Here is a 24,116-nt window from a genome sequence, read left to right as displayed (position 1 = left end):
TCCAATACCACCCACGCCGTGAGCGCGCACCCGCAGAACCTGCAGGAAATGCTGGGGTTTTGCCGCGCGATTGAAAGTATAAATAAAATATTTCGATTTTTGAAACAATTACAACTTATATCTGTATTACATTTTACTATAGACCGCGAAGATATTCTGTTGACATTACTCGGTTGATATTTTCTCTTAACGGGAGACGCAGTTCGCATCTGCACAATCGACCAACTACACTGCCAAAGATACGGGATGTCTATTTTGAACACATCACTGCCCGCAGCCGTTCATCGACAACCTCGCCGAAGCCGCTACGCCATCGCTTCCAGCCATGATCAGGCGCTGCTCGAAGCTTCGCCCCTGGCCGATTTCATCGTCTTCGTGGAACCGGACGCGGATCAGCTCCGGCTGCTGAATGCCTTTCCGCTGATCGGCGTGGCCGTTTCGGATACCGGCGCGGCGGAGCTGCAGAACGCATTGAAGCGCATCTACCGGTTCAGGACCGTTCCCGAAGTGCCGATTGTCCGGCTGGATGCATCGACGGTTGCCACACAGGCCGCGCTTGTTGCGCAGGTGCTTGAATGCGGGCTGGACCGCCTCACCAGCCACGTGACCAAGGTACACGGCGAGCTTGTCATGCTGCGGCGCGAACGGGAGACGCTCTTCGAGAACTACCGCGCCATCGAAAATGCCTTCCACGCCAGGAACTGGGATTCCGTCACCGAGATTTTCGGCCACACGCCATGCATCGACCCGAAGGATGAAGGCTTTGCCAACCTTCTGCGGGAATCGGAAATCGAACAGCTTTTCCCGGTATCGAGCTATGCGGTCTCCGGCTTTGCCCTGCATTTTCGCGGCCTGCCCACGGGTCGGTCCGGACAGCTGATTGTCACGCTCGATTACGTTGAGAATGGCGAAGGCATCGCGGAATGGCTGGTTCCCTATGCCAGCGTAGCTGCGGACTGGAATTTCTTCTCCCTGCCCAAGGCCTGCGACGGCGGCCATCGCACGCTGCGGCTGCGGGTCTCCGCAACCGGCGGCGTGCCGCCGGAGCTTTCCCTCGGCAACGCCATCACCAATGAACGCTATGCGGCCAGGGCACGCATACCGCATGCCGATCTCGACATGCGCCCATTGGCTTTCCGCGTCTTTACCGGTCTGCCCGGGGTGCGCCCGACCTCCCTCAGCAACGTCTTCGTGCCGACATCGCTGATCGCCGGGCGGCGCGTCGAAGATTACCGGCTGCCGGTGGAAATGCTGCGCAGCGTCGTCAATGTTTCCGTCAATACCGTCACGCCCGATTTCCCAACGGTGCGCTTTCTGGAACACGAAGACGCCATTGTCTGCCATCCCCTGAACGAGGGCATAACGGCCGGTGCGATCCGCCGCGTCATATCGCCGGGAACAGTTCGCATCTCGGCACGCGCGATCATCGATCATCCCGAAGGCCAGCCCGGCGCGGTCGGCTTCCTGCTGACAAACCTGTCGGCGGATATCAAGGGCGAGATCGGTGCATTGGGCCGCGCCACGGAAAAGCGGCCGACTGCGCTGTTCAGCGGCTGGACCGACATCACCGCGGCACAGCCCGTGGACATCAATTTCATGCTGGACGCGGCGACCACCCGCGCCATGGATCTTGTCATTCTCAGCAAGGCGACCACCGGTTCGGTCGATTTCTCCTGGCTCAAGGTGTTCAACTTCAGGCTTGTCAAGCATATCGAGGCGCGCCCGGCCCAGGAGATGGCCAATGCCCGATAAATCGCAGGACCTGATCGCCATCGCCATGCCGCTTTACGGCCATGCGGCCCTCGTTCCCGAAGCGCTTGAATCGGCACTCGCATCGATAACGAAATTCCGCGTCGCCATCGTTGTCTCCGTCGACGGCGACCCGCGCCATGAAGTGTTCGATCAGTTGGCGCTCTATGCGGCAGCCCATCCGTCAATACACGTGATCTTCGGCGCGAATGCCGGGCCGGGCGGCGCGCGCAATCGGGCGATTGAATACATTCTGGAAGAATTACCCGAAGCAAAGGCAGTATATTTTCTGGATGCTGACAATCGCGTTCAACCCTATACTGTGGATACACTTTACCGCCGTCTTTCCTCCAGCAAGACAGGGTGGATTTACACGAATATCGATACATTCTCGGTGAACTGGCGCGCCCATTACGGCGACAGCTATTCGCGGCTGATCCACTGCATCACGGACAATATCTGCGACACGGGATCGATGATTTCGATCGACGTCTTCAACAGCGGCGTGCGCTTCGATGACGACCGCCAGAATGGCTTCGAGGACTGGGAATTCTGGTTGTCGGCGATCGAGGCCGGCTTTACCGGGCAGCCGTGCCATGACACCGGCTTCGAATACCGTCTGCGTGCGGAAAGCCGCTTCAAGGAAGCCAACCGCGACCGGTCGTCATCGATCAACTTCCTGCGCAAACGGCACAAGGCCCTGTTCCGCCGACCGACCCTGGTCGGTTTCGAACACGAGGAATGTCCCCGCTACGCGCTGATCCGGACAGGCGAGGGGACGCTCAGCACCTTCACCGACCCCACACGCACACCCGGTGAGATCGGCTTTGACGACGCGATCCGCGCCTATTGGGGCAGCGTCGGCGAACCCGACAATTTCCATTTCCCGCCCTTTGTCGCCGCATGCAGCAACGAAACCTTGAAGCTGTTGAACCGCTCGCGGCTGTTTCCGAACATCCTCTGCCATCTCGAGCGTCTGGCGGAAAAATCCAACATCGTCTTCGTCGAGTTCGGCAATGTGGATTCGGAGCGGCGCATCGAATCCGAGATCATGCCCTCCGGCACGCATCAGGGCCCGGCCGACCTGATCTTCGTTTCGACCAAGCTTATCCAGAACGTCATCGACAATGACGCGCTCGACTGGTTTTCGTCCATCGGCAGCCAGCAGCTGTGGCCGACATCATCGCGCCTGAAAATCCGCTTTCCGTTCCCCAAGGCACGGCAGCGCCGCTCGCTGGCACGGCCGGAGCAGGCATTGCTCAACCTTGTAACAGCCATTGCAACCAGCCCGCTCAAGCAGACGGCATCCACACGCTGGACGTGGCGTCCGCGCCGCCTGCCGGCCCTGTCGGACATGTATCAGGTCTTGAGGAAGGAACTCGGCGGATCGCCGGTGCTGCCGCTCGCCCATAATACCGCCGGAAAAAAGACCGCGGCAGTGCTGGTTCCCAATGCCTCGTTCGGCGGCGCCGAGAAGGTCGCCTATGCCGCCGGCCGCGAATTGAAACAGGAGGGGTTTGAAACCCATCTGTTCGTACTCGGTTCAAGCCGCATGGACGTGCTCGACGAGTTCGACCAGGCCTTCGACTACATCCATTTCTGGAAGGACGGCATACCGGCCTGGGGTGACACCAACCGTTTCCTCGGGCAGGATTTCATCACCGAAGATCATCCTCTCGACTGGGAAGCGCTGCGCGGCCAGCTCTCCGGCTTCGACCTGATCGTCAACAACCATGTGATGGCCGCCCATCCGCTGATGGGCAAACTCCGCTCGGAAGGCACGCGCACGGCCTGCTATCTCCACGTGGTGGATGAAACTGTCTTCCGCCGCCGCGCCGGGCAGCCCTATGCCGCCATTGCATTCGAACATGCCTATGACGCGTTTCTCACCTGTTCCGAGCAGCTGAAAACCTACCTGCACAGCTTTGGCGTGCCATTCGAGAAAATCTTCGCCGTCCCGAACGCCGCCAGCTTTTCCATTGATGCAAAGCTGCGCGCCCAGGTCACCGGTGCCCGCAAGACGCCGCAGCCGGCCGAACCGCTGCGCATCCTCTACATGGGTCGGCTGGACCGCCAGAAGGGCATTGACCGCTTGCACGATGCCATCATCAAACTGCGCGAACGCGGCATCGCCTTCGAAGCCCAGGCCATTGGCGGCGAGATTCTCTCCGACGATCCGAGTTCTTCATGGATGGCGCGCCTCAAGGACGCCGGTGTCCGCGTTTCGCCGCCGGTTTTCAGCGGCAAGGACATCGCCGCCCAACTCGCCTGGGCCGACGTGCTGCTGATGCCGTCGCGCTGGGAAGGCGCGCCCCTGATGATTGCCGAAGCGCAGCAGCTTGGTTGCGTCCCGGTGGCGACTGCCGTCGGTGCGGTCGATGAGCTGATCATCCACGGCCAGGACGGCATCCTGATCAAGAATGGCAATGATGCGCAGATCGTATCGGATATCGCCCGGCTGCTGACCATTCTCGCCCAGGACCGCACGGCGCTGGCCCGCACGGCGGAAGGCGCACTTGCCACGGCTGCCGAGCGCTCCTGGACCTCATCCTTTGCCAGCTTCATTCACTGGAGCAACACCATCGAACCGGCCCTTCCTCTCGAACGGAATGCGGATGCGCCGGAAATCATCCCAGAATTCGATGCCACCGCCGTGCTTTCCGGCCGTGCTGTCGCGTGACGATCACCAGAAAGGTTTTGTGACCCCCATGAGCCCCAGAATTCTCCTTACAGGCATCCCAGGCCACCTGACACGCCTTATCCAGCGCGCTGAAGACGCCCGGGTCTTTTACTCGGAGAAACAGCCGCAGCCGGAAAGCAAGGATGCTTACCTGCGCGAACTCAAGAACATCAGCAACACAGGCAATTACCTGATCGGGGAGGGCGCCTTGCGCGCATTGTCCCCGGATGCCACCCATATTCCGTTCTGGCATCTCTACAATGCCGTCAACAATGGCACCGGTCTCGATTCCATCAACAAGCAGTTCGATATCTGCGTGTTCACCTGCGCCAATCTCCTGCGCAAAAGCCTGTCGGCCGATGCGGAAGCGCAGGTCTTGTCCAAGCTCGACATGCCCGTGGTCATGCTGGGCATCGGCATCCAGAACCGCCCCGATCTTGAGGAGTCCTTGCCCGAAGGCACCCAGCGCCTGCTGCAGGTGCTGAAGGAAAAGGAACACTATTTCCTTACCCGCGGCGATGAAACCGCCTCCTATCTCAAGGATCAGGGGTTCTCGTTCGTGCGGCCCGTCGGCTGCCCGTCGATGTATTTCATGCCCGCCAATGTGCGCAAGGCCATTCGCCGTCTGCCTGATGTCAAGGTGGGCGAGGGGCGGACCGTGTTCACCGGCTATATGGGTGCCGCGCTGGATACGATCGGCGACATGAACGCGCTGTCGTCCGATGACGGCCGGTCGGCCTATGTCATCCAGGACGAGCCCCTGCATTTCGACATGCAGGTCGAGCCCAACGAGGATGGCCGCGTCTACGATTCAACCTCGGGCGAGATGATCGGCGACCTGACGTTCAAGGGCTCCGGCGAACTGAAGAAGAAGATCAAGGTTCACACATTTTTCGACACCAACCAGTGGCGCGCCTGGACGTCCTCGATGGACTTCTCCTTCGGCCGGCGCTTTCACGGCAACATCATTGCGCTCCAGTCCGGCGTGCCAAGCCTGATCGTGGCCGTCGATGACCGCATGCGCGAAATGCTGAACTTTTCCGGATTGCCGAAAGTCGAGGCCAACGACCTCAATTCTGCAAATGACCGCTCGGCTTTCATCTCCGACCATCTGGCGCAGATGAACATCCCGCAGGTCATCGAAAAATACTCTGACCGTGAACGCAGCTTCCGCTCGGTCCTGACCGAGATCGGCATCGGATAACTCCCATATCCGGTGCTCCGGAAGCTCCAACCCAAGATGGACGAACATGCGAATAATGATCACAGGCATCCCATCATATCTGATGCGGACAGTCGACAGCGTTTCCGGGGCAACGGTCAAGCACCGTCCCTATTTCGAGAACATCCGGACGAAGAAGGATGTCATCGACCAGGTCAAGCGGATTGCCAATACCGGCAATTATCTCATCGGTGAAGGCGCGGCCAACAGCGTGCGCGGCCACGACGTCACCTATATTCCATTCTGGCATCTGGCCAACAGCATCCATTCGCCCGAGACCTATGCGCGGCTGAACGAGAGCTTTGATCTGTGCCTGTTTGCATCGGCCAACCTGCTCCGGCCCGGCTATGCAGCGGCGACGGAATCCCATGTGTTCGAGCGTCTCAACATGCCGATCGTCGTCATGGGCATCGGCATCCAGAAGAAGGAAAACCTGAAAGCCGAACTGCCGGAAGGCACGCAGCGCTTTCTCAACGTCTTGAAGAAGAAGGAAACGTTCTTCCTCACCCGCGGGCACTTCACGGCGGAATTCCTGAAGGCCGAGGGCATGAAATATGTGCGCCCGACCGGTTGCCCCTCCCTCTATTACGACCCGGCCCAGATGAAGCGCTCGCTCAGCCGCCTGGCCGATCCGGGCCTGGCGGAATCGCAGAAGATCGCCTTTGGCGGTTATCTCGGCAGCGTTCCCGACACCATCGTCGATGCCCATGCGCTGCTGCACAAGGACAGCACGGCAAGCTATGTCATCCAGGACGAAGTCATCGTCTACAACATGAACATGGTGGGCGATGAGGGCACTGAAGCCTATGATCCGGCGGCCAGCCGCATCACTGCGCCGACCGAGTACAAGCATGCGGAGAAATGGCAGCGCAAGCGCGACTATCTCGTATTCTTCGACACGCACAAGTGGCGCAGCTGGGTTTCCGGCCAGGATTTCTGCTTTGGCCGCCGGTTCCATGGTTCGATCATCGGCATGCAGTCGGGCATTCCGGCGCTGATGATCGCCGTCGACGACCGGATGCGCGAAATGCTCGACTTTGTCGGCTTCCCCCATATCGAGGCATCCGTCTGGAATCGCGAGCCGCAAAAGAAGGCCTTCCTGCAGGACTTCCTGTCGAAGATCGACGTTCCCGCTGCTATCCACCGCTATTCCGCCTGCGAAGCCAATTTCAACGCCGCGTTGAAAGATATTGGAATCCGGTGATCGGTGCTTGTCCCGGCGTCCACCTTATGAGGAGGCATGAAACCATGGGCTGGAAAGTGCGCATGCGTAAGTTGGCCGCCGGCGCTGCCGGTATCGTGGCAGCGATTGTTATCGGCTTTCAGCCGGTAACACCGGCACATGCGGCGGGCGATACCCGCTTTGGCGTCAACCGGGTCAATCTGGCCTGGCTTTCGTCCGCCGAACGGGAGAAGCTTCTTGATCTCATGGTCAAGAACGGCGTCGTGGCGGTGCGCCTGTCCCTGACAAAACCGATCGACCAGAGCATTGACGCGGTCCGCGTTGCTCACGCCAAGGGCCTCGCCATCCTCCTGGAAATATCGCTCAACAATCCGGCCTTCTATCCCGAAGGCACGCAACCCCGTTCCGGCCTTGGCCGGATATGGGACATGTACCGGCTTTCCGATATTTCGCCGGATCAGTTCCGTTCCGTCGTCGGCGATGCCCTGCGCAAGATCGATGCGCTCAAGATTCCGCTTGTTGCCGTGGAGGCCGGAAACGAGATCAACTGGGGCGCCTATAATGGCGATCTGGAAGTGAAGGCGAAGGCCAAAAGCCGCACCGCCCGCTCGCTGGCGGATCTCGACAATTTGCCGGCCGTCGAACAGGGCGCAGCCCGGTATGTCCAGCTTGCCGCCGTGGTCCGTAAGGAATTGCAATCAACGCAATACAGCCGCAACGCCAAGGTCATTTCGGCGGGGCTGTCCGATATCCCGGTCGCCGACGCCGACCGGCGCGGCATCGACAGCATCGATCCCGCCAGTTTTACCAATCTCATGCGCAAGCATGGGCTGGACAAGGTCGTGGATGGCTACGGCATCCACATCTACCCCGGCAGCAACGGCACGGCAGCAGCCCGCGCAGCGCATGTCAGCCAGGCGCTGTCCATCTGCCGCTCGGAACCGGACGGCAAACCGTGCTGGATCACCGAATGGGGCTTTTCCAACACGGCGACCACATGCCCGGCCAATGACGGCTCACGGGAACAGCTGGTCGAGGCGGCACGCAGCCGCTTCGCCGAACTGATGGGAACAGGCCGGGTGGCGGCCGCCTACTACTTCGATTGGGATGCAAAGGGATATGGGGTCTGGCGCTGCGGGGGACTCTCTCCCGCGGGCCGGGCAGCAGTGGTGACACCATGAAACTGAAAACCGTCATCATCGGTGGCTCCAATACCGTCATGCTGCCCGGCTACCTGCCGTCGCTTCTGGCGACCATGGCCCGGCGCGGGATCGACCTCGACATTGCCGCCGACCTGGCCGTGGGCGGGACGACCAGCGCCTTCGGCCTCTACCAGCTCAAGACCTATGACAAGCTTGCCGATTGCGATCTGCTGCTGATCGAGTACGCACTCAATGATGCCTTTGTCTATGGCGACGAGCGGCGGCCTTTCCGCCACTGGGCACGGTTTTACGAGGGGATCATCCGCTATGCCCTCGAGCAGAACCCCAACCTGCGCATCGCCACCCTTGTCTTCGGCGCCCGCAACGGCTCCTTCCTCAGCGCCGTGCCATCCATCGATGCGGGGATCAACTACATTTCGCAGTGGTACGGCACCATCTGCGTCGACGTTTCGCGCCACCTGATGCAGCGGCTGGGCCGCGATGTCGTCGGCCATCCCAGTTTCTATTCCGACCAGGGGCATTATGCGCGGCCGGTCGCGACGACCGTTGTCGCCAACCTCATTGCCGATGAACTGGAGCCGGCATTGCAGCGCCCGCACAAGGCGGCTGCCCTGCAGCCGCCCATCGACCCCGACCATTTTGCCGGCGCGCGCGCGCTCGATGGCGTGCAGCTGGGCAAGCGGCTGGGCCGATTGCCGGTCGAATACAGCAACCGGCGATTTTCCGTCTCGGCCCTTGATCTTGGCCGCGACCGTCTGAAGTTCGAAGTGGACAAGGGGCAGCTCCTGGCCATGGCCTATGTCTGCGAGCCGCGCATTCCGCCACTCGATGTGCGCATGGGCGAGGAGACGCACCGCGCCGCCCTGCTCAAGGGCGGTGTGCGCGACGGCACCTACAAGTTCCTGGTGTCGATGCTGAGCTTCGAGTTCCTGTATGGCGTCACGCTGCTGCAGACCCAGCCATCCCTCGCGCTCACCCTCGGGGGCGGCGGCGAAGACGGCGAACACAAGCTGCATGTGCCGAAGGACAGCATCAGGCATGAAACATTCCCGGCCGAACCGGCACTGCCGATCAGCGGCATTCTCTTCACCGGCAACCTGAAGGTCTGCGCCATCGAGAAGGCCGGAAGCGCGGCCAATGGCTCTGCCGCTGCCGCACAACCGGCGGCCAAAGTGGAAGCACCGGCGCCAAGCGCCTGAGTTCCCGCCACTGCCATCTTTGTCAAACGGCACGGACGTGATACCCGTTCAGACGGACAAGTGAGCGGGAATCATGACGGAAGCCGACATAGTTGCGATTGAAGAATGGCTCGACGCGCAAGGATTGGCCGGCGCCAGCGAAACCGAACTGCTGAACGGTTTCTGTGTGCGGTGCTGCGGCCTTGGCATCACGCTCGAACGCGCCTTGACCTTTGTCGATACGCTGCATCCCATCTACGAGGGCAGGGCGTTCCACTGGCGCCAGCGCGAGGAGGTGGAAAAGCCGGTGATCGAGTATGGCTCGAGCACCCAGGGCCCCGGCGCCGAAAGCTGGCAGCGGACCACATTCTACCACCTGCTGCAGTCCGGCGAGGATTCGCTCCGCCGCCGCATCGGCGAAATGGACGAACCGGGCTTTCTGCATCTGGAAAACCTCAAGGCCGAAGGGCTCACCGATTATCTCGCGCTGGTCCACCGCTTTTCGACGCAGGGCAGCATTGGCGAAATGGACTGTTTCTATTCGCAATGGTCCACGGCGCACGCCGACGGCTTCGAGGACCGCGACATTGCAATCCTGAAACGTCTGGCGCGGGGGCTGGCGCTTGCGATCAAATGCTCCTCACTGGCGCGGATCGTGCGCACGGTGGCCGAGGTCTATCTCGGCCACGATGCGGGCGAACGCGTGCTGGCCGGGCGCATCAATCGCGGCGCGGCCGACCGGATCGAAGCGGTTCTCTGGTATTCGGACCTGCGCGACTATACGCGTATTTCCGACGCGGCAGGACCGGATGCCATAATCCCGATGCTGAACGACTATGCCGATGCGGTCATCTCGTCGATCCAGGAAGCGGGCGGCGATGTGCTGAAGCTCATCGGCGACGGCACCCTGGCCATCTTCACCGAAGGCGGGTCGCAGACGGCCTGCACCGCGGCGCTGAAGGCCCAAGCTCTCCTGCGCAAGCGGCTCATCGTGCTCAACGAGCGGCGCGCCGCCGAGAAACAGCCGATCACCAATGTCTATCTCGGCATGCATGTGGGCGAGGTGTTCTTTGGCAATATCGGCAGCGACACGCGGCTGGATTTTACCGTCGTCGGACCGGCCGTCAATGAAGTCAGCCGCATCGCATCTATGTGCCGGTCCGTCGATCAGGATGTCCTGATCTCGGATCGCTTCGCCGCATTCCTGCCGGAAGAACTTCGCTCCAAACTGGTTTGCGTCGGGCGTTTCGCCTTGCGCGGTGTCGGGCGGGCGCAAGAACTGTTCACCCTCGACCCCGCCGAAAAACGTTGAAACCCGCAATGCCGGGCATTGCGGGTTTCCTGTGCTTTCACAAGCGCGTCAAAAGGCGCTGATTATCCGTTTAAATATCGCTTTGCCAGTTCCGCCATATCACGATCCTTCTTGGTCTTGATCGGATGCAGCACACGCGAAAGAAGTTTCAGCGTTGAAAAGCCCGGCTTGAGATACGGTGAAAGGGTGGGGAGTTGGATGTTCATTGCAAATATCCCTTTCTTTTTAAGTTATTTGAATAGCGGGGGTTTATTCCCAGTCTGAATATCGCATGGCGGAAGGGCGAGGCGGTATACCGATCCACCGAGGTGATTGCCTATTTCTCCGGGAAGATCGTGTTGATCTCTGGGCAGAAAAGCGGCTCAAAAATTACCATCCGTGGAAATCGACAGGGATCGCCATTTGTTGATTTCCGCGTGAACCGAATCCAGCTTCGTCGCGATGCCCTGGACCGCATCGGAACCGGCGGCATAACGCAGGGGTGGCTCCTGCGAGGCGGCAAGTTCAATCAATGCAGACCCGAGCTTTGCCGGATCGCCCGCCTGCTTGTAGCTGTACCCGTCATAGGTCGTGCGTGTTTCACGCGAGGCTTCGGCATAGTCATCAATGCTTTTATTGCCATAGCGAACCGAACTTTCGTCGAGAAAATCCGTACGGAAGAACCCCGGCTCGACGATGGTCACATGGATACCGAAGCGGGCCACTTCCATGGCCAGCGATTCCGAGAATCCTTCAACGGCAAATTTCGTCGAACAATAGACGGAAGCACCGGCAAACCCGACCATGCCGCCTATGGAGGAGAAATTGAAGATCCGCCCCGATCTTTGCCAGCGCATCACAGGCAGAACCGCGCGGGTCACGTGCAACAGGCCGAATACATTGGTGGCGAATTGCCGTTCGATGTCGTCGGCACCATTTTCTTCGAACTGACCCAGCTGGCCGTAGCCGGCATTGTTGACGAGAACGTCGATGCCGCCGAAATGGGTGACGGCAGCATCCACCGCCTGATCCGCATGCTCGGGCCGCGTTACATCCAGCTCGACGATCAGCAATTGCCCCTCGACGCCCGCGAACGCTTGCTGCACCTGCTTGCGATTGCGGCCGGTCGCGACCACATTGTCACCGGCTGCCAGCGCAGCCTTGGCAACTTCCGCGCCGATACCCCGTCCGGCACCGGTGATAAACCATGTCTTGCTCATCCTGCATTTCCTTGTCGTCCTGAAACAGAGCCCCTTGGGGCCACGACGCGAAAATAGGATGGAAGGCGGCAAAGCACGTAGACCGGAACTCCGGATGAATTGCCTGATCCTCCGGATTTCTGTGAGTTCTCGCTGAAGCGCGACTTGCACGCTTTTGAAGCTAACCCGCACGCCGTCTCTGCGCGAGTAGTTTTTGCCGGAAGACTTCTGCTGGCGTTTTGTAGCCAAGGCATTTGCGCGGTGTGGAATTCAGCCTGTTGCAGATTTCCGTGAGATCACGGTCGCTGATCGACAGCGGATCAACCTCTCTCGACAGCCATTTCCTGGCCCGTCTGTTGGTGTTCTCGACAGTGCCTTTCTGCCAGGGCGACTGCGGATCGCAAAACCATGTTTGCGTTCCGATGCCGGCCTGCAGGTAGGGCCAGTCAGTGAACTCGGTGCCGCGGTCGAAGGTGATGGAGCGGCGGGCAAAATGGGGCAGGGACTGCAGTGCTTGGATCAGACCGTCCATGACAGGTTTCGACTGCCGATCGTTGTTGCGTAGAAACACGGCAAACCGGCTGACGCGTTCGACCAGAGACGTCACATTGGCTTTTCCGAATTTCTTGCGAAATTGGATGAGGTCACATTCCCAATGCCCAAACTGTTTGCGCGTCGCCACGACATCCGGGCGGTGCAGGATATTGACGTCCGGGCTGAACCTGCGGCCATGACGCCGTCTGGCATGCCTCGGCCGCCGCCGGGCACGGTGTTCCGGCAGGTGCCGCCAAAGCTTGATCGCATGGCCGTCCGGTGAATAGGCGAACTTGTAGATCGTCTCGTGGCTCACACAAATCGGATGCTGCTCCAGCTGCATCCGACCGGCTATCTGTTGCGGTGACCAGCCATGAATAATGCGCTCGATCACGGATTGGCGCAGATGCGCGAACCGTGCCAGTTTGCGGAGCTTGGCACGTCGTTCACGTGCCATGTCGTTCGCCGTCACACAGTAATACCCGTTAAGTTCGGGCATTTGCACGTCGGTGAAGGTATTACGCCTGAGCTCACGAAAAATCGTCGAGCGATGACGCCCAAGTTTTTCAGCAATGATGTCGACCTTGACGCCTGCCGTTCGCCAGTGAGCGATCTTGCGGCGTTCATCCATGTCAATCTGGGAGTAGGTGCGTTCCACGGGCGATTCCTTGCATTGGATAAACCATTGTTATCTATTGCAAGTCGCGCTTCATCCTTGAACCCACCTTCACGATGCCGTGAGTTGCATAAGTTTAATTATGGAACTCACGGCATCGATGCAGGCTTTCACCCCAGTGTCGAGTTGAAGGCGCCGCCATCGAGCAGAAGGTTCTGCCCGACGATGAAGCCGGCATACTGACTGCACAGGAAGGCGGCCGCTGCGCCGAATTCCTCCTTGGTGCCGAAACGGCCGGTCGGATTGGCGGCATGGGCTTCGGCGCGCGCCTGTTCGATGGAGATGCCCTTGGTTTCCGAAGTCTTTTCCAGAAATCCCTTGATCCGGTCGGTCTCGTGCGAGCCCGGCAAGAGGTTGTTGATGATCACGCCGTGGCGCGCCACCTGCCGGGCTGTTCCGGCGACAAAACCGGTAAGGCCGCTGCGCGCGGCATTCGACAGGCCAAGCTGGGCAATGGGGGATTTCACCGAGCCGGACGTGATATTGACCACGCGGCCCCATTTGCGCTCGATCATGCCGGGCAGGATCGCGTTCATCAGGTAGATCGGTGTCAGCATATTGGCATTGACCGCCTTCAACCACTCCTCCTCGTGCCAGTCTGACCACAGACCAGCCGGCGGCCCGCCGGCATTGTTGACGAGAATATCCGGTTGCGGTTCGGCGGCCAGCAATTCCTTGCGGCCGTCCTCCGTCGTCACATCTGCCGCAACGATCTGCACCTTGACGCCGTAGGTATCGGCGATTTCCTTTGCCGTCTCGCGCAACACCGCTTCCGTGCGGGCATTCAGCGTCAGGTCGACACCTGCTTCCGCCAGCTTCTCCGCAACGCCGCGGCCGAGCCCTTTTGAACTCGCGCAGACGATTGCCCGCTTACCCCTGATTCCCAGATCCATTCTGTCCTCACCTGTCCTTCGTTCCGTCAAGCGGCCTGCCGAGCAAGAGCGGCAACATTATCGCAGAGACGGTCAATTTCATCCGTTGTGTTCAGATAGCTGACTGACGCCCGCGCAATCTCGTTGAGGCCGCGCGCCGTCATGTCGAGCGGTGTGTAAGGTATCCCATTTGCCGCGATTGTAATCCGCTTTTCCGCAAGTTTGCCCCGCAAAGCCTGCGGCGCAATGCCCGCCACCGTAAAAGAGACCAATCCGGATTTCTCCGTGCCAAGGTCATGAATCGCAACACCGGGAACCGCAGCCAGCTGATCGCGCAATTGCCCGGAAAGTTCCCTGATCCGCTGGCGGATTGCATCCACGCCGAGGCTGCGCGCCTGTTTCAGCGCCGCTCCCAGTCCCAGCAGCAGGGCGATGGGCTTCTCACTTGTCTCGAAACGCTGCGCATCCGCCCGCATATGTGGACCGTCCTCGCCCCATGTCGAGGAAAGGACATCGAGATAGGCTGGTTCGAGTGTTTCGAGAAAGGCCTTGCGCAGATAGAGGATGGCCGCGCCGCGCGGGCCACGCAGAAATTTCCTGCCGGACCCCTTCAGCATATCACAGCCGATGGCGCTGACATCCACGGGAAGCTGGCCGAGCGCCTGCGCCGCATCGATGAAATAGGGAATGCCCGCCGCACGCGTCACCCGGCCGATGGCCGCGGCATCGTTGATAAGCCCGCCATTGGCGGGAAGCCATGTCAAAGCAACAAGGCGAACGCGGTCATCGATCATGGCAGCAAGCGCATTGGCATCCACGCTGCCGTCCTCATTCACAGGGATGGTCTCGATGCCCGCACCCGCTCTTTTCGCCGCCGCCTGCATCGTCGACAGATTGCCGCCCCATTCCTGACGGCCGACCAGAATGCGATCTCCTGCCGCAAGCGGCGACAGGGCAGCAAAGGCCAGTCCCCAGGCGGCGGAACCGCTGCTGGAGAAGGCAATCTCGGCAGGCGCCGCACCGATGAGACCGGCGGCATCCGCCCGCGCTTCGTCGATCAGGCCCGCCGCATTGGCCGCAGCTTCCATGGGGCCATAGAGCGATTCACGCTGGAGATGTTCCGTCACCGCCGCCAATACCGTGTTTGACGGCAGCGAAGAGCCGGAATGGTTGAAATGGGTGCTGATCGCACACCCCGGCGTCTGCGCGCGCAGCTGTTCGATGTCGAGCGTTTGGGTCACCGTCAGCCCTCCAGTTCCACCAGCGCGTCCACCTCGACAGCAACGCCGCGCGGCAATGAGCTGACGCCGACGGCGGCACGGCTGTGACGCCCCGCATCGCCGAACACGGCAACCATCAGGTCCGATGCGCCATTGGCCACCTGCGGATGCTGGGTGAAGTCAGGTGTCGCCGCCACGAAGACGCCGAGCCGAACGATGCGGCGCACGCTGGCAATCGTCCCGCCGGTGGCCGCGGCAATCTGCGACAGCACGTTGAGCGCCGCGATCTCGGCTGCCCTGCGGCCTTCCTCAAGTGAAACAGACGCACCGACAACACCGAGGACGGCGTTCCCGTCATCGATACGGCTGATCTGCCCCGATATGCTCAACAGGGTGCCCGCGCGCACGACCGATACATAATTGGCAACAGGCACGGACGCGACCGGCAGGTCGTGACCGAGGGTTGCAAGCTTCTCTGCTATGGTGGCTGACATCATCATCTCCGGCTGATTATGTCCCATCATCAACGGCCCTGCTCCGCAGGTCCAATTCAAAACACTGGTGTCACTGATCGATCTGGCTAATGTCTGGAAACCCGGATAAGCTGATGACACGCAATCGAAAGCATGAGGCGAAATGCGCTCCTCCACCACCTTGCCGCCGTTGCAGGCACTTCGAGCCTTCGAGGCCGTCGCGCGACTGATGAGTTTTCGCCGGGCGGGCGAGGAACTGCTCATCACGCAAAGTGCCGTCAGCCATCATATCCGCCAGCTGGAAGAGTTTCTCGGCCTGCCGCTGTTTGTCCGCAAGGCGCGCAGCATCGCCTTGACACCGGAGGGCGAGGACTATCGCGCCCGCACCACCGATGCATTCCGCCTCATCGCCGCCGCCACCGCAGACCTGCGCGGCAGGAACAAACGCACAGTGGTCCGCATCAGCCTGCTGCCCTCCTTTGCCGCCAACTGGCTCGTCTCGCGCCTGCACGGTTTTCAATCGCTGCACCCCGACATCGGCCTCGAACTCGATCCCACCCTGCGCAGCGCGGACATTGCCGCCGGGGAGGCCGACATTGCCATCCGCTATGGCGACGGAAACTGGCCCGGGGTCGATGTGCGCCTGCTCATGGCCGAACAGCTCAGCCCGGTTATCAGCCCGGCACGTCTGCAATCGGACAAAGCCATCGAGACGCCGGAGGACTTGCTGCGCCACACATTGCTGTTCGCCAGGAAGCCCGTCGACTGGCAGGTCTGGGCCGATGCGGTGGGCCTTGATCTGTCCGGTGCCCGCACCATCCAGCTGACGGACTACAACATCACCCTGCAGGCCGCGCTGGACGGTCAGGGCATTGCCATCGGCCGCATGCTGCTTATCCGCGATCACCTGCGGACCGGGCGTCTGGTGCAGCCATGCGCGCAGACGATCACCTCCACCCGAACCGCCCATTGGCTGGTGACACCCAAAGGGGCCAGAAGTGCTCCGGCGGCCCAAATATTTATCGATTGGCTGATCGCGGAAACCGCAAAGGCATCCAATCCGAACAATGGAGAAACCGGCAATGCCCTATGAACTCTATTACTGGGACGGCATACAGGGACGCGGCGAGTTCATCCGGCTGGCGCTGGAAGAAGCCGGGACGGCCTATGTCGACATTACCCGCGAAACCGGCAGCGGGCGCGGCACATCCGCAATGATGCGGATGCTGAAAGGCGCAGATACCTCGCACACGCCGTTCGCACCGCCCTTTCTGAAAGACGGCGAACTGCTTGTTTCGCACGTCGCCAATATTCTCTTCTATCTCGGACCCAAACTCGGTCTGGTGCCGGAGAATGAAGGATTGCGCTATGCCGCCAATGGCCTGCAACTGACCATCACCGACTTTGTCTGCGAGGTGCACGACACGCATCATCCGATTGCCACCGAGCTTTACTACGAGGATCAGAAGGAAGCAGCGAAGGCACGTTCGGCCAGCTTCATCGAGCACCGCATCCCGAAATATCTCGGCTATTTCGAGCGTAACCTTGCCAATAATCCGGACGGTGACAGGCACAGCGTCGGCAACGGGCTCAGCTATGTCGACCTCTCGCTGTTTCAGGTGATCGAAGGGCTGAGATATGCCTTTCCCCGCGCCGCGCGGTTGTTTGATCGCCAGTATCCCCTACTGGTTGCATTGCATGATCGGATCCGGGAGCGGCCCAACATTGCCCGCTATCTCGCCTCGCCCCGGCGTATTCCCTTCAACGAGTCAGGCATTTTCCGTCATTACCCGGAACTCGATCAGGACGCCGTCTAGGCGCGTTTGAGAACAACAACGTTCTTGCCGTCGGCGCAAAGACGCTGCGCAGCAGCGTCGTGAAACGGTTCATCGATCAGGGGAATGCGCCTGGCCTCCCGCCGCGCCAGCTGCAGAATGGCAGGCGCAATATCCCTGCCATAAAAGATCGCATCGGCCATTTGCAATAGGCGCATGGCCTTGAGTGTCAGAAGCTCGGGGTCATTACTCTCGACCGGGATGAGAGTCACGGTGCCGGTTCGGGAATTCCGGGCATTGGCGATCTTCATCGCCTGTGCCTGCAGTTTGGCCTCTTCGTCGGGCAACGGGTCCACGCCAAAGGCGCGATTGACGAAATCCTCCCAGAACAGCCTTCGCTGGCGGCCAGGCTGCAGCGTTTGCGCAATATAGCAGCGCAACTGTTGTGCCAGTCGCGCCCATACTGCCAATGATGCGGGCAGGACTGTCTCGATCCGCCGGCGGATCGCCTGCCCCAGAATAGGTGCTGCGCCATCGGTCGATATGCCGACCACCACGGGCGAACGATTGACGATGGTGCCAAACTGAAACGCGCAGAATGCCGGTTTGTCGATGACATTGCACGGCACACCAGCTTGCGTCGCCGCATGCAGGAATGCTTCAGCCTCCTGTTCCGTCGCGACGTCGGCAATGGCGATGGCAGCACCGTGCAAATCCGTTGCCGACCACCTGCGCGCATGATGAACGAACGGTCCTGCCGCAATCAGGGCGAACATTTCCTCGCTCATGGCTTCGGCGCAGACATGAACCTCGGCGCCCGCCGCTGCCAGCAGTTCGGCTTTCCATGCGGCGGCGGCCGTCCCGCCCGCAACCACGCCGCGCTTGCCCGCAAGGCTGAAAAACACCGGCAGCACTGCCAGTTGCCCGATACTGCCGGGGCGTGGGCTATTCTGCGGCCTGGACAAGATTTGCATCGACAATCCCCCTGATTTCGGCGCGGCAGGAGCCGCAATTCGTTCCGGCCTTCAAAGCCTCGCCGATGGCGGCAACGGTCCGGCAGCCGCCGCGCACGGCGCCGGCGATTTCGTTGCGGCCGACGGAAAAGCAGGAGCAGACAATCGCGCCCTTGTCGGGCATATCCCCGCCGGGCCGTCCCGCCAGAAGCTGGAAACGGTTCTGCGCTGCAGGAAAGTGCTGCGACAGCTGCTCGCTGGCCCAACTGCGCGACACGGCAACGGGCTGGCGCGCGATATAGAGCGCGCCGATCAGGGCATCACCGGCAAAGGCAGCCATGCGGTGCTGGCCATTCCTAGCATCGTGATAACGCAGCAGCGGTGCCCCCTCGCCGCAACCGAACAATTCTCCGGCAAACATCGCCCAGTCATCGGGCTCGTGAAGACCGGCAAGTTCGATCCGGTATCCTCCATTGGACCTGGCAAGTGCCCAGTAATCCGCCGTAATCCTCCGGGGCCTGTCACGCAGGACCGCGAACCCGTACCAGAGAGCTTCGAAAGGCTGGATATCCACCCTTGCCATCTTCAGTGCAGGCTGGCCGGAGACCGGGTCGGTTCGCGATGTCACCAATGTGTCCACCCGGGCACTACCGGCAAACTGGTCGGTCCAGTGCATGGGCACGAACACACTGCCGCGCGCCTGTCTGTCCGTCAGCAGGGCTCGGACGATGATGCCGCCATGCGCGTTGTGCAACCGGACAAGGCTTGCATCGGCAATCCCCAGTCCCACGGCATCGAGCGGATGTATCTCAGCAAAGGGTTCAGCGAAATGCGCCGACAGGCGCGCGCTCTTTCCAGTGCGCGTCATCGTGTGCCAGTGATCGCGCACGCGCCCGGTATTGAGCGTGAATCGTTGATCGATCGCGCCGGTATCGGCTGGCGAGACCGCAATGAACCGTGCCCGGCGATCCCCGGTAAAGAAGCCGCCTTGTGCAAAAAAACGTCCGCCCGGTGTCGCAGGGTCCCGGCTTTGCGGCCATTGAAATGGGGCAAGGTTGTCATATCCGCTTACTGATATGCCGGCATGGGCAGCGATATCGAAATCGCGGCTGCCCTTGTTCTCCGCTCCCGACAAAGCGGCATGCTCGGCAAAAATCTGCGCGGGATTCTGATAGGCAAAGGCGGCGGCAAACCCCATGCGTTTCGCCACCTCGGTGATGATCCACCAGTCCGGCCTCGCCTGACCCGGCAGCGGCAGGAATGGCCGTTGCCGGCTGATGCGCCGTTCCGAATTGGTGACCGTTCCGTCCTTCTCGCCCCATCCGGCCGCCGGCAGAAGCACATGGGCATAGGCGGTCGTATCGGTTTCCGCGTTGATGTCGGAGACCACGACAAACGGGCAGGCTTTCAGCGCCTTCGCCACGCGATCGGCTTCCGGCATGGAATCGGCCGGGTTCGTCGCCATGATCCACAGCGCCTTGATCCTGCCGTCTCCCACCGCCTTGAACAGATCGACGGCCTTCAGCCCCGGCCTCGTTGCCATGGTCGGGGAGGCCCAGAAATCCTGAACCAGCCGCCGGTGCCCGGCATTTTCGATCTGCATATGGCCCGCCAGCATATTGGCAAGCCCGCCCACTTCGCGCCCGCCCATGGCATTGGGCTGCCCGGTGACCGAGAACGGCCCCATGCCGGGGCGGCCGAGGCGGCCCGTTGCCAGATGGCAGTTGATGATGGCATTGACCTTGTCCGTACCGGACGCCGACTGGTTGACGCCCTGGCTGTACACCGTCACGCATCGTTCGGTGCGGGCGAACAGCGCGAAAAAGGCGAGCAGTTGATCCGGCGCAATTCCGGTGTGCTGCGAAATCTCATCCAGATCGCAGGGATTGGCAAGGGCCAGCGCCGCCGCAAAGCCTGACGTATGCCGCTCGATATAGGCGCGATCCAAGGCCCCCTGCTCGGCCAGAAAACCGAGCAGCCCGACAAACAGCGCCGTATCCCCGTCGGCACGGATCGGCAGGTGCATGTCGGCGATATCGGCGGTCATGGTGCGGCGCGGATCGATGAGGACAATACGCATCTGCGGACGCTTCAGCTTGGCCGCCGCGATACGCTGATAGAGCACGGGATGGCACCAGGCGAGATTGGACCCGGTCAGCACGATGAGATCGGCGAGCTCAAGGTCTTCATAGGTTCCCGGCACGGTGTCCGACCCGAAGGCACGCATATGCCCCGCCACCGACGACGACATGCACAGCCGCGAGTTCGTATCGATGTTCGCCGAGCCGATGAAACCTTTCATCAGCTTGTTGGCAACGTAATAATCCTCTGTGAGAAGCTGGCCCGAAACGTAGAAAGCAACGCTATCCGGGCCATGTTCCCTGATCACAGCGCTGAAACGGCTGGCGACGAAATCAAGCGCCTTGTCCCAGCTCGCGGCCTTACCTTCGACCTGCGGCTCCAGCAACCGGCCATCCAGATGAACCGTTTCACCGAGCGCCGATCCCTTGGAACAGAGCCGCCCGAAATTGGCGGGATGATCGGGATCTCCGGCAATGGCAACCGTGCCGTCATTGCCGGGGGTCGCGAGCACGCCACATCCGACGCCGCAATAGGGGCAGGTGGTGCGAACTGCCGGGGTGTCCATGCCGCTCTACTCCGCCGCCATGGCGGCGAGCTCAAGTCCAGCCAGAATCCGGTCGCCATCCAGCCGGATCGCGATGGTTTTCACACTGCCTTCATCCGCGCCAAGTGCCTTGCCGGTCTCCAGCGAGATAACCCAATTGTGCAGCGGACAGGTCACCGAAGCGCCATGGACGATGCCCTGGCTGAGCGGCCCGCCCTTGTGCGGACAGTGATCGTCAATGGCAAAAATCTGGTCTTCCATGGTGCGGAAAACCGCGATCCTGCCCTCGGGCGTATTCACGCAGCGGGCGCCCCGGCGCGGAATGTCGTTGATTGTTCCAATCTCAACCCAGTTCATCACTCTACTCCGCTGCCTGCTGGTAGCCGATTTTGGCCATCGGCTGGAATTCATGCTTGTCGACGCCGGAAACCCGTTCGGACCACGGATCGACCTGCGCAAAGGTCTGGCTGAAGACGAACCGGTCGAAATAGCCGCGGCGCTTCGCCTCGTCCCGCATGATCTGGCGGCGGATTTCGTCGAGACCGACGCGTTTGGCCCATTTGTAGATGCGCTCGAGATAGCGGCCCTGTTCGCGGTACATCTGCGTCAGGGCCACCACATGTTCCAGCGCCTCGTCCTCGGTCTTGACCAGCCCCAGAACTTCCGTCCCCTTGATATCCAGCCCCGCCGCCCCGGCGAAATGGATTTCATATCCGGAATCGACACAGATGATGCCGACATCCTTGCAGGTGGCTTCGGCGCAATTGCGCGGACAGCCCGAAACCGCCATCTTGACCTTGGCGGGCGTCCACGATCCCCACATGAATTTTTCGATGCGAATGCCGAGCCCGGTCGAATCCTGCGTGCCGAACCGGCACCAGTCGGTCCCGACACAGGTTTTTACCGTGCGCAGACCCTTGGCATAGGCCTGCCCCGAGACGAACCCGGCCTTGCCGAGATCGGCCCAGACGGCAGGCAGATCTTCCTTCTTGACGCCCAGCATGTCGATGCGCTGGCCGCCTGTGACCTTGACAGCCGGAATGGCGAATTTGTCGACCACATCGGCGATCGCCCGCAATTCCCTTGAGTTGGTGACGCCGCCCCACATGCGCGGCACCACGGAATAGGTTCCGTCCTTCTGGATATTGGCATGCACCCGTTCGTTGATGAAGCGCGACTGGTAGTCGTCGGCATATTCATCCGGCCAGTCCGCAACGAGATAATAATTCAAGGCCGGGCGGCACTTGGCGCAGCCGCACGATGTCTTCCATTCGAGCTCCTGCATCACGGCCGGAATGGATTTCAGCTTCTTCGCCTTGATCAGCCGGCGGACATCGTCATGGCCAAGGTCGGTGCAACTGCACATGGGCGTCACGGCCGATGGATTGTAGGAATCGCCGAGTGTCAGCGCCAGCAGCTGTTCCACCAGACCGGTGCAGCTGCCGCAGGAGGCGGACGCCTTGGTATGGGCCCGCACATCGTCCAGCGAGGTCAACCCCTTGCCGGATATGGCACCGGTGATCTTGCCCTTGCATATGCCGTTGCAGCCGCAGATTTCCGCATCATCTGGCAAGGCTGCAACGGCCGCCATAGGGTCCAGCGGGGACCCTCCCTGATAGGACTGGCCGAAAATCAATGTGTCGCGCATCTCCGAAATGTCAGTGCGTTTTTTGGTCAGGTCATGGAACCAGGCCCCGTCGGATGTCTCGCCGTACAGCACCGTGCCGATGATGCGGTCATCCTTCAGCACCAGCCGCTTGTAGACACCGGCAGCCGCATCGCGCAGGACGATCTCCTGCCGGTCGTCGCCTTCGCCGAGATCGCCGACGGAAAACAGGTTGATGCCTGTGACCTTCAGTTTGGTCGGCGTCTCGCTGTGCACGAATTTTGCATCCGCATCATCTGCCAGTTGTGCCGACACAACCCGCGCCATCTCGTAGAGAGGCGCGACGAGCCCGTAGCATTGTCCGCCCACCTCGGCGCACTCGCCGATGGCGAAAATATCGGGATCGGAGGTCCGCATGCCGGCGTCGACAACGATGCCGCGATTGGTTGCAAGGCCCGCCTCCTTCGCAAGCAGGGCGTTGGGGCGGATACCCGCCGCCATGACCACCAGATCGGCAGGCAATGTTGTGCCATCGGCAAGCAGAACGCCTTCCACCCTGTTCTGACCGATGATCTCCTTGGTACTCGCTTTGGTCATCACGCGGATGCCACGCCCTTCCACCGCCTGTTCGAGCAGATAGCCCGCAGCGGGATCAAGCTGGCGCTCCATCAGCGTCGGCATGATATGGAGAACCGTGACATCCATGCCGCGTGATTTCAGGCCGGCAGCCGCCTCCAGACCCAGCAGCCCACCGCCGATCACCACGGCGCGCGCCCGGGACTGGGCCGCGAGCAGCATGGCATTCACATCGTCGAGATCGCGATAGGTCAGGACCCCCGGCAGGTTGTTGCCGGGAACAGGCAGAACGAAGGGGACCGAACCCGTCGCGATCAAAAGCTTGTCGTAGCTTTCGGTCGTTCCGGCATCGGAGGTGACCGTCTTTGCCTCCCGGTCAATCCCGATAACCTTGTGGCCCTTGTAGAGCGTGATGCCGTGCTTGATGTACCAGCCATCACCATGGATGATGATTTCCTCGAATTCCTTTTCGCCTGACAGCACCGGCGACAGCATGATCCGGTCGTAGTTGACGCGCGGCTCGGCATTGAAAATGGTCACGTCATAGGTATCGGGCGCCATCTCGAAGAGGTGTTCAAGCGCCCTGCCCGGCGCCATGCCATTGCCGATGACGACGAGTTTCTGTTTTTTCGCTGCTGTTTCCATCTTACGCGGCCTCCACAAGACGGTGCCGTTCGTAGAGGAATTTCAGCACGGATGAACGGCAACGGATATAGGTGGCATCGGCGGCAAGCTCGATGCGGCGGCGCGGGCGAACCAGCGGCACGTCGAGGATTTCGCCGATCCTGGCGGAAGGACCATTGGTCATCATGACGATGCGGTCGGAAAGCAGCACGGCTTCATCGACATCGTGAGTGATCATCAACACCGTATTGGCAAGCTCCGTATGGATCTGCATCACCTGATCCTGCAGATGCGCGCGGGTGAGCGCATCCAGCGCACCGAACGGCTCGTCCAGCAGCAGCACCTTGGGCTCCATGGCCAGCGCCCGGGCAATGCCGACCCGCTGCTTCATGCCGCCGGAGACTTCAGACGGGCGCTTGTCCCTGGCATGCACCATCTGCACCAGTTCGAGATTGCGCATGGTCCATTCATGCCGTTCCGCCCGGCTTTTGCTGGATGAGAAGACCTTGTCGACCG

At 61.0% G+C, this 24,116-nt stretch carries 20 protein-coding genes; 9 read left to right on the top strand and 11 right to left on the bottom strand.

The genetic code is table 11. The features are described from left to right. Positions 1-246: 246 nt before the first annotated feature. The 7 genes from ACZ25R_RS00135 (at position 247) to ACZ25R_RS00105 (ending at position 10,487) form a co-directional block, all read left to right on the top strand. Complete coding sequence (locus ACZ25R_RS00135) at positions 247-1,752, top strand: DUF6212 domain-containing protein (RefSeq protein ID WP_472459601.1); 1,506 nt, start codon at positions 247-249, stop codon at positions 1,750-1,752. Beyond that, entirely contained in the window at positions 1,742-4,429 is a 2,688-nt protein-coding gene (locus tag ACZ25R_RS00130) for a glycosyltransferase (protein ID WP_472459600.1), read from the top strand. The genes ACZ25R_RS00135 and ACZ25R_RS00130 overlap by 11 nt, the downstream gene beginning before the upstream one ends. Before the next feature lie 28 nt (positions 4,430-4,457). Further along, positions 4,458-5,633, top strand: coding sequence for a polysaccharide pyruvyl transferase family protein (locus tag ACZ25R_RS00125; protein WP_223615921.1), 1,176 nt, complete (start codon positions 4,458-4,460; stop codon positions 5,631-5,633). A gap of 46 nt (positions 5,634-5,679) precedes the next feature. Further along, a complete protein-coding gene (locus ACZ25R_RS00120) occupies positions 5,680-6,855 on the top strand; it encodes a polysaccharide pyruvyl transferase family protein (protein ID WP_223615922.1) in 1,176 nt (391 codons plus the stop codon). A 62-nt stretch (positions 6,856-6,917) separates the two neighbouring features. After that, on the top strand, positions 6,918-8,015 hold the full coding sequence (locus tag ACZ25R_RS00115) for a glycoside hydrolase (RefSeq protein WP_472459599.1): 1,098 nt from the start codon (positions 6,918-6,920) through the stop codon (positions 8,013-8,015). Further along, positions 8,012-9,196 (top strand): SGNH/GDSL hydrolase family protein, encoded by a 1,185-nt coding sequence (locus ACZ25R_RS00110; RefSeq protein WP_464664332.1) that lies wholly within the window; start codon positions 8,012-8,014, stop codon positions 9,194-9,196. The genes ACZ25R_RS00115 and ACZ25R_RS00110 overlap by 4 nt, the downstream gene beginning before the upstream one ends. 73 nt (positions 9,197-9,269) lie before the next feature. Continuing rightward, positions 9,270-10,487, top strand: a complete 1,218-nt coding sequence (locus ACZ25R_RS00105; protein ID WP_472459598.1) for an adenylate/guanylate cyclase domain-containing protein — start codon at positions 9,270-9,272, stop codon at positions 10,485-10,487. 62 nt (positions 10,488-10,549) lie between these two features. Here the strand turns inward: ACZ25R_RS00105 and ACZ25R_RS00100 are convergent, their stop codons facing one another. The 6 genes from ACZ25R_RS00100 to ACZ25R_RS00075 form a co-directional block, all read right to left on the bottom strand. Then, positions 10,550-10,693 carry a hypothetical protein gene (locus ACZ25R_RS00100; RefSeq protein ID WP_163364476.1) on the bottom strand — a complete coding sequence of 48 codons (144 nt, stop codon included), beginning with the start codon at positions 10,691-10,693 and terminating at the stop codon, positions 10,550-10,552. 156 nt (positions 10,694-10,849) lie between these two features. Beyond that, entirely contained in the window at positions 10,850-11,686 is an 837-nt protein-coding gene (locus tag ACZ25R_RS00095; protein ID WP_472459597.1) for an oxidoreductase, read from the bottom strand. 160 nt (positions 11,687-11,846) lie between these two features. Next, on the bottom strand, positions 11,847-12,857 hold the full coding sequence (locus ACZ25R_RS00090; protein ID WP_464664934.1) for an IS30 family transposase: 1,011 nt from the start codon (positions 12,855-12,857) through the stop codon (positions 11,847-11,849). A 128-nt stretch (positions 12,858-12,985) separates the two neighbouring features. Continuing rightward, positions 12,986-13,768, bottom strand: a complete 783-nt coding sequence (locus ACZ25R_RS00085) for an SDR family oxidoreductase (RefSeq protein WP_472459596.1) — start codon at positions 13,766-13,768, stop codon at positions 12,986-12,988. A 26-nt stretch (positions 13,769-13,794) separates the two neighbouring features. After that, complete coding sequence (locus ACZ25R_RS00080; RefSeq protein WP_472459595.1) at positions 13,795-14,988, bottom strand: aminotransferase class V-fold PLP-dependent enzyme; 1,194 nt, start codon at positions 14,986-14,988, stop codon at positions 13,795-13,797. A gap of 2 nt (positions 14,989-14,990) precedes the next feature. Next, positions 14,991-15,461 (bottom strand): RidA family protein, encoded by a 471-nt coding sequence (locus ACZ25R_RS00075; protein WP_472459594.1) that lies wholly within the window; start codon positions 15,459-15,461, stop codon positions 14,991-14,993. 142 nt (positions 15,462-15,603) lie between these two features. Between ACZ25R_RS00075 and gcvA the strand changes: the two genes are divergently transcribed. Both gcvA and ACZ25R_RS00065 read left to right on the top strand, forming a co-directional pair. After that, positions 15,604-16,533 carry a transcriptional regulator GcvA gene (gene gcvA / locus ACZ25R_RS00070; RefSeq protein WP_472459593.1) on the top strand — a complete coding sequence of 310 codons (930 nt, stop codon included), beginning with the start codon at positions 15,604-15,606 and terminating at the stop codon, positions 16,531-16,533. After that, positions 16,523-17,257, top strand: a complete 735-nt coding sequence (locus ACZ25R_RS00065; RefSeq protein WP_472459592.1) for a glutathione S-transferase — start codon at positions 16,523-16,525, stop codon at positions 17,255-17,257. Before gcvA ends, ACZ25R_RS00065 begins: the two co-directional genes overlap by 11 nt. On the opposite strand, the gene ACZ25R_RS00060 is transcribed toward ACZ25R_RS00065, so the two are convergent. The 5 genes from ACZ25R_RS00060 to ACZ25R_RS00040 form a co-directional block, all read right to left on the bottom strand. Continuing rightward, positions 17,254-18,189 carry a precorrin-2 dehydrogenase/sirohydrochlorin ferrochelatase family protein gene (locus ACZ25R_RS00060; RefSeq protein ID WP_472459591.1) on the bottom strand — a complete coding sequence of 312 codons (936 nt, stop codon included), beginning with the start codon at positions 18,187-18,189 and terminating at the stop codon, positions 17,254-17,256. The two genes, ACZ25R_RS00065 and ACZ25R_RS00060, sit on opposite strands and share 4 nt — an antisense overlap. Further along, positions 18,161-20,815, bottom strand: a complete 2,655-nt coding sequence (locus ACZ25R_RS00055) for a nitrate reductase (RefSeq protein ID WP_472459590.1) — start codon at positions 20,813-20,815, stop codon at positions 18,161-18,163. Before ACZ25R_RS00055 ends, ACZ25R_RS00060 begins: the two co-directional genes overlap by 29 nt. 6 nt (positions 20,816-20,821) lie before the next feature. Continuing rightward, positions 20,822-21,151, bottom strand: coding sequence for a nitrite reductase small subunit NirD (gene nirD / locus ACZ25R_RS00050; protein ID WP_472459589.1), 330 nt, complete (start codon positions 21,149-21,151; stop codon positions 20,822-20,824). A gap of 4 nt (positions 21,152-21,155) precedes the next feature. Next, positions 21,156-23,621 carry a nitrite reductase large subunit NirB gene (nirB, locus tag ACZ25R_RS00045; RefSeq protein WP_472459588.1) on the bottom strand — a complete coding sequence of 822 codons (2,466 nt, stop codon included), beginning with the start codon at positions 23,619-23,621 and terminating at the stop codon, positions 21,156-21,158. A 1-nt stretch (position 23,622) separates the two neighbouring features. Continuing rightward, positions 23,623-24,116, bottom strand: a 494-nt coding sequence (locus ACZ25R_RS00040) for an ABC transporter ATP-binding protein (RefSeq protein WP_472459587.1), incomplete at its 5' end; no start/stop codon positions are given.

Source organism: Phyllobacterium sp. RCAM01083 (assembly GCF_055685835.1).
This window is presented reverse-complemented; position numbering and strand designations above follow the sequence as displayed.